Origin of the sequence: Roseburia intestinalis L1-82, assembly GCF_900537995.1 — a bacterium.
Taxonomy (GTDB): Bacteria; Bacillota; Clostridia; order Lachnospirales; family Lachnospiraceae; genus Roseburia; species Roseburia intestinalis.
The window spans coordinates 2,181,911-2,194,831 of record NZ_LR027880.1 but is presented as its reverse complement, the minus strand read 5'-3'; the positions used below and the strand labels follow the sequence as shown (position 1 = coordinate 2,194,831).

Annotated in this window: 9 protein-coding genes; 6 read left to right on the top strand and 3 right to left on the bottom strand. The window is 41.5% G+C overall.

What is annotated here, in order from left to right:
* Positions 1-20: 20 nt before the first annotated feature.
* A complete protein-coding gene (locus RIL182_RS10255; RefSeq protein ID WP_118592507.1) occupies positions 21-1,190 on the bottom strand; it encodes an IS110 family RNA-guided transposase in 1,170 nt (389 codons plus the stop codon).
* A gap of 279 nt (positions 1,191-1,469) precedes the next feature.
* On the opposite strand from RIL182_RS10255, the gene RIL182_RS21665 reads away from it, so the two are divergent.
* From RIL182_RS21665 to RIL182_RS10235, 3 genes are all read left to right on the top strand, one after another.
* Positions 1,470-6,338 (top strand): YodL domain-containing protein, encoded by a 4,869-nt coding sequence (locus tag RIL182_RS21665; protein ID WP_243128752.1) that lies wholly within the window; start codon positions 1,470-1,472, stop codon positions 6,336-6,338.
* A 4-nt stretch (positions 6,339-6,342) separates the two neighbouring features.
* On the top strand, positions 6,343-6,552 hold the full coding sequence (locus RIL182_RS10240; protein ID WP_006859244.1) for a transposon-transfer assisting family protein: 210 nt from the start codon (positions 6,343-6,345) through the stop codon (positions 6,550-6,552).
* Positions 6,553-6,734: 182 nt separating this feature from the next.
* Positions 6,735-7,784, top strand: a complete 1,050-nt coding sequence (locus RIL182_RS10235) for a PDDEXK nuclease domain-containing protein (protein WP_044999559.1) — start codon at positions 6,735-6,737, stop codon at positions 7,782-7,784.
* A 42-nt stretch (positions 7,785-7,826) separates the two neighbouring features.
* Here the strand turns inward: RIL182_RS10235 and RIL182_RS10230 are convergent, their stop codons facing one another.
* Together RIL182_RS10230 and RIL182_RS10225 are read right to left on the bottom strand one after the other, a co-directional pair.
* Entirely contained in the window at positions 7,827-9,197 is a 1,371-nt protein-coding gene (locus RIL182_RS10230) for a relaxase/mobilization nuclease domain-containing protein (protein ID WP_044999558.1), read from the bottom strand.
* The gene (locus RIL182_RS10225) at positions 9,146-9,487 is read right to left on the bottom strand and encodes a MobC family plasmid mobilization relaxosome protein (RefSeq protein ID WP_006859242.1); all 342 of its coding nucleotides are present in this window, start codon (positions 9,485-9,487) and stop codon (positions 9,146-9,148) included. The genes RIL182_RS10230 and RIL182_RS10225 overlap by 52 nt, the downstream gene beginning before the upstream one ends.
* A 479-nt stretch (positions 9,488-9,966) precedes the next feature.
* Between RIL182_RS10225 and RIL182_RS10220 the strand changes: the two genes are divergently transcribed.
* The 3 genes from RIL182_RS10220 to RIL182_RS10210 are packed head-to-tail and all read left to right on the top strand — an operon-like array spanning position 9,967 to position 12,918.
* On the top strand, positions 9,967-10,677 hold the full coding sequence (locus tag RIL182_RS10220; RefSeq protein ID WP_006859240.1) for a LytR/AlgR family response regulator transcription factor: 711 nt from the start codon (positions 9,967-9,969) through the stop codon (positions 10,675-10,677).
* An 11-nt stretch (positions 10,678-10,688) separates the two neighbouring features.
* Positions 10,689-12,095: a sensor histidine kinase gene (locus RIL182_RS10215; protein ID WP_006859239.1), complete on the top strand. Its 1,407-nt coding sequence runs from the start codon at positions 10,689-10,691 to the stop codon at positions 12,093-12,095.
* Entirely contained in the window at positions 12,085-12,918 is an 834-nt protein-coding gene (locus tag RIL182_RS10210; RefSeq protein ID WP_006859238.1) for a hypothetical protein, read from the top strand. Before RIL182_RS10215 ends, RIL182_RS10210 begins: the two co-directional genes overlap by 11 nt.
* Positions 12,919-12,921 lie beyond the last annotated feature (3 nt).

The following is a 12,921-nucleotide window of genomic DNA, read 5'->3' as shown; positions in this document are numbered from 1 at the left end:
GATATTGGTATACAGACCTCTTATTCGAGGTTGAATTCTACTTCGCCAGTGAGCATCTTCCAGATGACTCTGACAAGCTTGCCGGCACAGTGCCCAAGTGCATTGTAGTGAGACCGGCCTTCAGCCCTCTTGGCATCATAATAAGCCTTGAAGGTTGCGTTGTTTCTGACAACGTTCCAAGCTGCATTTACAAGGGCATATCGTAAAACACGAGAGCCACGTTTGGACATCCTTGTTGTCTTAGCCTGAAAGTTACCAGACTGATAAACAGAAGGATCCAAACCGGCAAAAGCAAGCAGCTTGTTAGGATTGGAGAAACGGTGAATATCACCTATTTCACCAAGAATCATTCCACCATTGATATAACCGATACCAGGAATGGTCATGATGACAGAATCGTTGAATTTCATGATATCCGTCATCTCAGCTTCAATCTTTTCTAATTGGCTATCCAGTAACTCGATTTGTTGAATGGTTTGAGTTATCTGAATAGATATAGCGCTGTCGTTAGCACCGACAGACTTCTGTGCGAGAACTCTTAATTCTTTGGCCTGTTCTTTGGTAAAGTGTCCGTGTGAGTTCACTTTGAGCAGATTTGCCAGATGAGTCATATGCATGGAAGCAATCTCTTTTGGAGAAGGTGCTTCTTTTAATAAAGCATAGACAGCGTGTTGATGCAGACCGGATTTGAAAAAGTATTGAATCTCCGGAAAGACCTGATCAACATAGGTTGTCAGTTGAATTTTCAATCGGGTACGTTGCTTTATGGTTTTCTGACGGAAACGTCCCAATGCCTTAAGATCCATCATATCGAGATCGAAGAAGCTGACGAATCTGAGGTTGTCCTGCATCATAAGAGTTTTAGCAATCACGTAAGTGTCGACCTTATCTGTCTTAGTTTTGCGAACGTTATTTTTTCGCATTTGACAGGTTTTGATGGGGTTCAACACACACACTTGGTAAAGCTCAGTAACAAGGTATCGAACAAGGTTGTCACCGTAGTGTGCCGTTGACTCAAGACCGATGATGAGGCTGTTCTTATCGAATGATTCGAGTTTAGAGACCAGCAGTTGGAAGCCATCAGCGTCATTTGTGAATTTGAACGGCTCAATGATTATTTCACCGTCGGAAGAAATCGCAGCGGCGAAATGATTAAGTTTGGCAATATCAATGCCTACGTAAATTTTCATGAGGTTGTACCTCCCTTTCCTAAAGTCTGATACCATGATGTCCACCAACGATTATCATCGTAGACTTGATAGAAATAAGTACTCTGAGTGAAAAACACTCCGGCAACATCCAGCTAATAAACAATTCAGATAAAGGTAGTGGCAATACACTCCAGTTGAGTAGTCAAGCTACAGAAAACAAATCAAAAGTCCATAGTATCTGAATTGTATTGAACCACGATATTAAAAGAAAGGAAATATGTGATAATTAACTTCCTAATTATCATACAAGGAAATACAATGGCAGATGCTAAAACAGAAAAACAGAAAGTACAGGAAATAACGGAGAAGCTGGAGCAGGGTATCAAGGAGCTTTTTGAAAGCGAGAAGTACAAGACATATCTGAATACCATGTCAAAATTCCACAATTACAGCTTTAACAATACCATGTTAATCGCAATGCAAAAGCCTGACGCTACGTTAGTGGCCGGATTTAAGGCTTGGCAGAAGAATTTTGACAGGCACGTTAAGAAAGGGGAAAAGGGTATCCGTATCCTTGCTCCGGCACCGTACAAGATTAAGGAAGAACAGGAGAAACTTGATCCGGTAACGGGAGAGATTATGCTTGATAAGAACGGAATGCCCATTACGGAGGAAGTGGAGATTAAGATACCCGCCTTTCGTGTGGTTCCGGTCTTTGATGTGTCACAGACGGACGGAAAAGAGCTGCCGGATATAGGGGTAAATGAGCTTTCGGGAAGAGTGGAGGACTATGAGGATTTTATGCAGGCACTTACGGAGGTTTCCCCGGTTCCCATTACCTATGAAGATATAGAAGGGGAGGCAAAGGGATATTTCCACACCACAGACCACCGGATTGCCATACAGGAGGGCATGAGCCAGAGCCAGACCGTAAAGACCGCTATCCATGAGGTGGCACACGCAAAGCTCCATGACCGGGAACAGAATCAGGATATAGATGCGGTCTTAGACAAAGACCGCAACACAAAGGAAGTGGAAGCAGAGAGCGTTGCCTATACGGTGTGTCAGCACTTCGGCATTGATACCTCAGACTATTCCTTTGGGTATATCGCCGGATGGAGCAGTGACCGGGATATGAAAGAACTGAAATCTTCCCTTGATATCATACGAAAGACCGCTTCGGAGCTGATCACAGGCATTGAGGACAGGTTAGCAGAGTTACAGAAGGACAGGGCAGTGGAGCAGGAACAGAATAAGGAGAGTATTCTTCTGATACAGAATGATGATCTGACACAATACAGCCTTGTGAGTGTTGTGGGCATGGACAGACAGGAGCTTATGGACGTTCTTTCAGCCATGAGTGAGGACAATAAGCTGAGTATTCAAGCATATCTGGAGAGTAAAGGGGCATGGACTACCGAGATTGCCAACGAAGATACAAAAGAATTTGGAGAATACCACCTTGATGTCCGCTACAATACCGATACAGAGGAACTTGTGGATATGAAAGAACGAAAGGAAATCTATGATAGAGCAATGGAGCCTGTTGCTGCCGGAGATGTAGTGGTAAAATTCTCCGGTTCGATGGGAAGTGAATGGGAGATTTCCAAAATCACAAATATGTCCCCGGATGAAGTTAAAAAGCTGCTTTATGATATGGCGCTGCTTAACGAGAATGAGTGGGACGGAGATTATAATTTGTATCTGAAAGAACATGGGGCAGAAATGACTTTGATTAGTTCCAGTGCCGGACTGAATGAACACGCACCGCAGTTTTTTGATTTTGCATACGATGCAGATATAGGCGTGAGTGCATCAACGGAATTGTCTGCCATACAGCAGGCAGAGAACCTTATCAACCGCATGGAGCATGGGGCAACGGTCTTTACGGATGATGAGAGAAATCTGATTGTGAATTACAATTACAAGCTCGATGACATGGAAAAGACAAGAGAATTGGCGGAGAAACTTGCATACATGATAGAAAATCAGCCTGTCAATGAAGCGCTTACTGTCATAGATGCACAGGCGGAGATTGATGCACTTCCGGATGGCAGGATAGGTCTTTCTGAGATGCATGAGTATGGTTATTCCTGGAATGAAATGCTGCCTTTGACAAAGGATAAGGCAACAGAGCTTTTCGGGGAAGATGTGGCTGTGTATCAGCTCCATGAGGACGGTTCCGAAACGCTCATTGAAGATTTGGAAGAATTAAAGGAGCATGAGGGCATTTTCGGAGTGGAAAAGGACGATTGGAGTGCCTATCTGGAACACCAGAGTATGAAACAGGAGTTAGAGGAAAGCCCTGCAAACAGGGAAGCACAGCTTCTATTTGGCAGTGAGGACAGATTTGGCATATATCAGCTCAAAGATACAGAGGAAGCAAGGGACATTCACTTTATGGGAATGGACTATCTTGAAAGCAAGGGCATTGCGGTTACAAAGGAGAATTATGATCTGCTTTATACCGCACCGTTAGAGGGGGGCACAAACCTTGAAGATATTTACACCCGCTTTAATATAGATCGTCCGGCAGATTTTCGGGGACATTCCCTTTCCGTCAGTGATGTGGTGGTGCTTCATCAGAACGGAGAGAATACAAGCCATTATGTGGATTCCTTTGGTTACAGGGAAGTGCCGGAATTTACAAAGGAGCTTATGGCAGAGCATACACAAGAACAGACTTTGGTCATTGATGAAACAACGGAGATCCTTTCGGAGATAGCACAGGAACATGCAGACGATGAACCGGACAGGGAAAATGAAGTGTTCCTCGTCAATTACAACGAATGGCGTGAGGTCAGTATGCTTGACTTTGAACAGAATTACTTTGCCATTGACGATCCGTATGCAGACGGGGATTTCAGGCTTTTGCATTTGCAAAGCCAGATCAAGGACATCACACCAGCAGGAGTGCATTGCGATACCTATGAGGAAGCTGCGGCTGCTTTATATGAAGCAGAGCGGGAAATGGCGAATATGCCTTTCAACAAGGAAAATAACATTGGTTTCTACATGGTAAACGGAAGGACACAGCTTGAGCGCATCATGGAAGCAAGACAGCTTCAGAAGCATATGGATATTGATAATGACAAGGTATCCTACTATGTCATTGCCGATTTAAGCACATGGGCAGAGAACAGCTCAGAAAGGAGCAAGCTGGAGCGTTTTGACAGCATTTCTGAAGCAATGGAAGCCTTTCAGGCTTATCGTGGCAAAGATGCACAGTACAGCGATGACAAGGCAAGGACAACCTTTGGTGTCAGTGTGCATGGCATTGAATTTGATGTAATCCATGTAAAGAATAACGAAAACGTCCTTTCCCTTGATTTTACCCACAGCAGTGAAGCAAAGGAAAGTAAGCACTTCATGGACGATTTGCAGACGTTGAGTGACAGTATCGGCATCGACAAGGTAAGAGTACACCGGGATATGACACCGGAGGAAGTGAAAGACTTTGTGAAGCGGCGTTTTGAACATCAGTTGAAACAGGGCGGTCTTGATGATATTTCCCTTTATATGAGCCGGTTCGATACGCTCTATGAACAGGGCAAGATGGAGAAGTTAATGCCTACTGCCAACCAAAAGCACATCGAGGAAAATGTACCGATTACGGAGTGGGATAATCCGTATTTTGAGGTAAAAGAGCCGGAGCAGATGGCATTTTCCATAAAAGATAAATTTGTCAGCATACAGACCTGTACGGAGGGATATGATTATTCCGTTTTTGATGCGGATTATAAGCTGGTTGACGGTGGCGTGTATGATAATCCTGATATTTCCATTCATGCGGCGTTAAAGGACGTTCTGGAGGACTTTGGACTGTCGGAACAGGATAAGCGTATTCCGGTGGACTATGAGGAGCTTATGGAGAAAACAGAAGCGGTGGAGCGTGAACGGTTAAGCGAGCGTATCCGGGAGGAAGCAGACAGTGTTGTTGCTGATTTCAAGGCAAAGACAGAGGAATTATTTAACGGAATCAACGGACAGACACAGGACGATATAGAGCAGACGGTATGGGCATATCTGCAATCCAAGCTTGACGAGTATGAGATAGATGTTGAGCTTGTGGATGTGGTGGTGTCCGGAAGCAGATGCAGAGGTCTGGAGAAAGCAGGCTCCGATCTGGATGTGGTTGTGGAGTATAAGGGCAGGGAGCATGAAGATGATCTGTTCAATGTCTTTAACGAGGACGGTCTTATGATTGGCGGGGTAAAGGTTGACATCAATCCTATCACAGAGGGCAAGACCGGAACACTTGCAACTTATCTTCCGGAAGTGGAAAGCTATCTTGCAGAGAAACAGGCAATGCAGAAAGCGTCTGCTGTGGAAGCCATACCGGAGAAAACCATTACCTTAACGGTTGCAGAGTGCGGCGAATTTCACAGTCTGGGAGAGTTCCATGAGAATATCGCAAGCGTGGAGGAAGCAATCGCTGTGTGGAAAAGCATACCGCCGGAGCGCATGAATGGGATTCCGAGTATCGGCATTAACATACACACCGAGGGAACCGAGCGTTATGAGGACGTGGAAATGGATATTCTCTCCGGCAAGGTCATTGATCTGGAGGTTTTGGATTATGTACCGGACATAACAGACGAGCCGAAAGCAATCGAGGTCATAGCGGAGCTGATTGACAAGTTACCGGACATTGAGGTGCGTGGTTCACTGGAGAAGTGGCAGGCGGCTATCCTTGCTTCTCAGATAGACCAGTTTTCCTACGATTATGATACCTATCAGTATCAGGATACGGTTGAGGACAGGGAAGCACAGGTTGCTAACATCACTGAGGACATCAGAAACGGAAATACCGGGTATCTGAATGACTTTCTCAATGCGGTCATTTCTGAAGGCGTCAGAGAGGGTATAACGGACATTTTCGGAGAGGGTGTGGAGATTGATGACAGCGAAGCGGTTCAGACTGCGAGAAGGGCGAAGGAGCTGCTTGACAAGCTGGCAGAATACAAGCCGCTTGCAAAGGTGGAGGAGCTTGAAGAACAAAATTACAACATGATTGATAATGTCTTAAACAATGGAGCGGAGAAAAAGGAACAGGAGCAGATCAAAGGCAGAATTTCCATAAAAGAGAAGTTGGCAGAGAAAAAGGCAGTCATAGAGCAGAGGGATAAGGCGGAACGTACTTCACCGGAAAAGGAAACCGAGAAAAAATCACAGAGGGAGATGTAAGAAGATGAGTAAATTCACAGTAGAAGAAATCAATTTCATGTGTGTGTTTGAGACACAGGACAGGACGGATATGATTGGGCAGATCAGACAGGTAATGCCGCACATAAAGGACAGCGATATGGAGGAGCTTGGAGAGCAGGTGTTAGGTAAGCTCCAGAGCATCACCGATGAGGAATTTGCAGAAATTTCTCTGGAAGCGGCAGAAGATATGTAGGAAAGATAGGCAGTTGGCTGTATTGCTGGCTGCCTGCTTTTTTATTTTCTCAAAAAATATGGCATATAAAATTGATTGAGAAAAATGGTTTTGTAGGGTATAATTCTAATGCATATATTCCGATGTTAAAAATGGAACACAGTGTGTTCCGTTTTTTGAAATGTATTATTTGGGAGGTAGCAATGAAAAAGAATAACGAAATTATCACAAATGATATAGATAAATTCCCAGAATTTGAAAATATAAGAAATGCAATATTAGAAGCACGAGAGAAAGTAGCTACAACGGTTAACTTTGCTATGGTATCCGCTTATTGGACGATAGGAAAACAGTTACATGAAGCAATGAGTGGTGATGGTTCTATTTATGGAAAACAACTGATAAAGTATGTTTCGGTAAGGTTAAGTGAAGAATTTGGGCAAGGATTTGATGAAAGAAATTTGCGTAATATGCGACAGTTTTATGAGGTCTATCCAAAATGGAACACAGTGTGTTCCGAATTGAGTTGGTCGCATTACAGATTGCTTATGCGTATAAAGGAACAAGAAAAAAGAGAGTATTATCAAAATGAATGTGTAGAATGTGGATGGAGTGTACGACAGTTAGAACGTCAGATAAATTCATTTTATTATGAGAGAATATTAGCCACTAGCGAAGGTAAAAAAGCAGAAGTAAGGGGAGAAATCCAATCACTGGAGCCTAATACAGAACCAAAGCATTTATTAAAAGATCCGTATATTTTAGAGTTTTTGGGTTTAGAGGAAAATAAGACATACCTGGAGCATGAACTGGAGCAGGGATTGATTGATAATTTGCAGAATTTTTTACTTGAATTGGGAAAAGGCTTTTGTTTTGTAGCAAGACAAAAAAGAATTACTATAGATGGGGATCATTACTACATCGACTTGGTGTTCTATAATTACATTCTAAAGTGTTTTGTTTTGATTGACTTGAAAACACATAAGCTCACATATCAGGACATCGGTCAAATTGATTTTTATGTAAAATACTTTGAGGAAAACATTAAAACGGAAGGAGATAATCCTACGATTGGAATTGTTCTTTGCTCGGAGAAAAATGAAACAATGGTTAAGTATTCCGTATTAAATGAGAATGATCATTTATATGCTTCAAAATATAAGTTATATATGCCAACAGAAGAAGAATTGAAGAAAGAGATAGAGCGTGAACGATTTAATATTGAACAAAGACTTGATGATTCAGATGAATAATATCAAGGCAGATGTCCTGTGTTGGATATCTGCCTTGTATTATTATAAAGTCTGATTTTTACTTTTTTCCTGCTGTTCCTGTGCCGGATCGGGCTGTGTCCGTCCGAGATACTGATTGAGATTTTCCTGTTTCCGTTTCAGCTCACGCACTTCCTTTTCACAATTTTTATAGGTGGAAGTCAGCTCGCTTTTCTGCTTCATCAGTTTCTGATACTCAGCTTTTAGTTTATCGACATTCAATCCCTTTAAGCTTATGTCCGCCTGTTCAAGCATACGTCTGGCGCCGCCATAAAGAATAATCTGGCTTTCGTATCTGCGGAAATATGCGTCAGGGTTCTTGGCTTTTTTGTAGCCGATATGATAGGAGCGGTTGTCTTTGTACTGCTGTGCGTATTTGATGATTTCCGCAAGGTCTTTGATGCGGTGTTCCAGTTCCACCACGCTCTGCTTTGCAGACTTTCCGGCTTCGGTTTTCACTGCAATTTTGTGTTCCAGTTCTGCAAGGGAACCAACCTCATTATAGCTCTGTGCGGCAATCTTTAAATTCTCGATGGCAGCCCACCTTTGCAGTCCCGGACTGCTTTTGAATTTTTCGTCAGAGGTGTCAATGAGCCTGCGGGCAGAGTAGTCCCTTTTGGGAATCACTGCCTTTCGTTCCCGTTTCCTTTCAATGCGTTCCCTGATACGTTCCTTTGTGTATTCCTTACCCAAAGACTTCGCACTGCCACGCACAAAACGCTCTTTATCTAGAGGGCGGAATGAGATGTATTTGGCAGCTCCTTCTTCAAAAGTTTCCCCCTTGATTTCATACCCTTTGGCTCTCATCAGAAGCAGAAATTCTTCATAAGTGGAAGCCGACTTGATACAGAAATTGATGTCCTTTCTGATCTGCGTTTTCCATGCAGAACCATTCTGATCAGACTGCCATTCTTTGTATTTTCTGCCACGCTGATCACCCGGAATGATGACGGAAAGATTGTGCTCCCTGCACAGCTCATCACTCAGTTTCCGGATGTGATAATAGGACTGTTTGCAGTCGTGATATTTGTTATGTTCGATGTTGTCAGCAGCGCAAAAAATGATGTGATTATGAACGTGTCCTTTATCAATATGGGTGGTTACAATATACGAATATTTCCCCTCTAAAAGTTTATCTGCAAGTTCCTTTCCAATGCGGTGTGCTTCTTCAAAACCAACCTCTCCCGGAGCAAAAGCCTGTATCAGATGATAGGCTTTGTTGGGACTGTTTTCCCGGCAGTGGTCGAGAGTATATTTGAAGTCATAAGCTGCGGTTTCCGGAGAACAGGCATAAGAGGAAACGAACATTTTTTCATCGGTCTTTTCGGGGTTGCAGATGTAGTCTATCGCTTTATCAACGGTTGCTTTGATAGCATGGATTTTTGTGTACGCCATACCTCATTCATCAACTCCTTTACTTCGTCCATATCTTCCTGATAAATATTCCCGGTGCTGTTTATTCGCTTGGCAATCTGATTCAGATTTGAGCTGATACGTCCAAGCTCCGTATTATAATTTCTTAAATAACTGTAATCTACGTCATAGACATAGCCATACAAAATGAGCTTTCGCAAGAAAGCGGACTTGCTTTTCATTCCCGATAATCGGAACTTCTCGTCCAGGATATACTGTTCGTCATCATCGAGATAAAATTGCACAGGATTGGTGCGTTTTCTGTTTGCCATTTCTCTAACTCCTTCTTTTTTTGGGTACAAAAAAACTGCTGTAAAATGTTCGATGTTTTACAACAGTTTGTTTCAATGTGTATTCGATTTTTGGATAGAATTATCCAAGAAAAATTGTAGCAAAATTGCAGAAGAAGGTCAATGATTTTGCTGTGAAAAGTGGCTCAAAAAATATAAGAGGGTTAGGGATACTTCCCTATGGAAATTTACGGGTTATGCCTGCGGCATGAAAAGTAAATTTCAGCCTATGTGTCATGACATGGGCAGTGCTTGCTATGTGTGTTTTCGACACTCCAAAAGGGTGTGTCGGTGTTCCGATTGCTTAGGCAATCTGATTGGAACACATATCTTGGGCTGATAGAATTACTTTAGCTATTTTTTGTCCACTTGCGCTATTAAACTGTCCATTTGCGCTATCGGCTTCAGAAATTTTTATATAATTTCCGATATAATAATCGAAAAGAAAAAAGAGGTGGAACATGATAAGAATTGCAATATGTGATGATGAAAAGAACATACGAACCTATCTTTCATCACTTGTCAGGAAACAGAACATAGAATGTGAAATCACAGAGTATGCTTCCACTGATGAATACCTGTCAGATCAAAAGGAGCATGATTTGCTGTTTCTGGATATTGAAATGAAAAGCGTTGCGTCCGGTATGGACGGTATGAGCATGGCAAAACAGATCAGGGCAACGGAGCTTACAAAGCAGCCAATTATTATATTTGTTACAGGCTATGAAAAATATGTCTATGATGCTTTTGATGTAGGAGCATTTCAATACCTGTTAAAGCCTATTGATGAACAGAGATTTGCCCAAGTTTTCCGGCGGGCAGCCGAACAGATTATATCAGAAGCGGAGCAGCAGAAGAAAACGCTGGTTATCCAATATGCCAATACGAGCAAGGCTATACCGTTAGATCATATTTACTATCTGGAAAGCCAGAGCCACAAAGTTGTAATTCATATGAAAGAGGAAGAACTGGAATATTATGCAAAGCTCGGAGATTTGGAAGAAGAATTGCAGGGACAGTTTTTCCGTATTCATAAGGGATATTTAGTCAATCTTGCCTGCATAGATGAGTACAACAAGACAGAAGTAACGCTCGTCAATGGAGATAAGCTGCTGATTTCAAAATATAAATATCCGGACTTTGTAAAAGCATATCTCCGGTATATGCAGTAGGAGGACAGCGGATGAGTGAAACAGAGTTTGTGTTGTTCCAAAATATAATAGGCGGAATTGAAACTTTTTTATATGCAGTCTGTCTGACAGCTTTTTTCTATCCATTTATGACAGAAAAGAAAGAACGACAGGGAAGTAAATTAAAAAAGATACTAATAGTTTTTGGAAGTTATATAGCCATATCCCTTATTGGAAACTTTGTTCCTGCTTATGGGTGGTTAGGTTTGATGATTGTAATAATTTTATTGACGGCATCTTCTGGCTATTTAGGCATGAATAGAAATTTTACATTTTTTATGGGGATTATATTTTTCTGCATTAGAAATTTAAGTATGCTGATTGTGGAAAGTATAGATTTCTTTACAAGCAGATATTGGGTGCAGGAAAAAACATTAGTAGAGGATATTTTTCGTAATGCATCATTGAATTACATTTTTATTGCCGCATTTAGAATCTTCTTGTTTTTAATTATGCTTTTTGTTGTTGGACACCGATTAGGAAAACAAAAGATAGAACTGCAAATAAGGGAATTGTGCTATCTGATTTTGACACCGATAGTAGCAATTTTATTTGGAAATATTATTGTCCGGCTTTGGATAGTGGTGAAAGATGATTTGATTTTTCAACTTTATGAACAATATCCAATATTTCTGGGAATAGTGCCAGTAATTGCAATTTTATTCTATGCAGGAATTTTAATCACAATAGTGTCCTATCAGGAGATGGAAAAACTTCAGGAAGAAAAGAAAAAGCATTTTATTGAAGAACAACAGGTTCATTCAATACAGGAGCGAATGGAGGAAGTAGAGCAGTTTTATAACGGAATACGGCAGATGAAGCATGAAATGAGAAATCATTTGACGAATATCAAGGGACTTATGGAGAGTGGCAATTATGAGGATATGCAACAATATCTGTCAAAAATGGATGAGAGTATGAATGTGTTTGAGATAACTATTCAGACAGGCAATGCTGTTACGGATGTGATTGTAAATGATAAGCAGAAAGCAGCAAGCAAACAGGGAGTACAATTTCAATCAGAGTTCTCTTATCCGGTATCAGACAGATATGATGCGTATGATATTGGAATTATCGTCAACAATTTGTTGCAAAATGCACTTGAAGCCTGTGAAAAAATGAATACGGGGGAAAGATATATTACGCTGTCTGGAAAACAAAAAAGAAAATTTTTTCTGATAGAAGTAAGAAATTCTTTTGACGGGGAAATCAAGTTTGATAGCAATACAAATCTTCCAGTTTCCGATAAAGAAAAAGATATTTCCTTACATGGAATAGGATTATCCAATGTAAAGAGAGAAGTAGAGAAGTACATGGGAGATTTAGATATTAAGGTAAAGAAAAATGAGTTTAGTGTAACAATATTGTTACAAGAAAGGAGAACAGAAAATGAGTATTAGTGGTGTAAATGGTATTGGCGCAACTGCCTACGCTTATACGAATAGCAGTAAGAAAACAGTAGAGGAAAGTAATTTTGCAAGTGAAGTACAAAAGGCAGGGGAAAGTCAGAATACAACAGCAACTGCCTCTGCATGGGCGGGGGATATGGTTATTCCGTATCCGCCAAATTATAGTGGGTTTACATATGATAGCTCCATTTCCAATAAGTCGAAAGAGGAAATGACAATGGATGAATATAAGCAGTGGGTTATGAATGAAATGTCACAGATGCCTGTAAGTGCGTGGGTTCGTTCTACATATTCATCGGGAGCAACAGTGATTAAAGAAGAAGCATTTGAAAGGATGAAAAGTGATCCGGAGTATGAAAACTATGTTTTGAACCGGGTTCGTTCAGCATATTCAGTAAGCAGCCTGCCTGCCGGATCAAATAATGTCAGCTATGATGTTATCGGAGCATCGCCGGAAGAATGTTATGGATATGCAGGACCAGTAGGAAACAGTAGTTCCAATATTTCAGGTAATGAGAAATCGTGGTGGGAAAAACGACATGAAAAAATGGAAGAATTGTTAGCGGAGCAGGAAAAAGAAGCACTTAAAAGGGCACAGGCACGCAGGGCACAAGCACAGGAAAATTTTCTCCAAAGTCAGTTGGAAAGTAGGCAGAGATTGCAGAGTTTTTTCATGGAAAAAATGCAGAACGAGCAGGGCACTGTAAATATGTCGGCTTTTCAGTCAGCAAGTGTTTCTGCCTCCGCTGTATCAGCCTACGAGGATACAATAAGTACATTTAGTAAGAGCGTGATAGAAAGTCAAAAGCTTTAAACG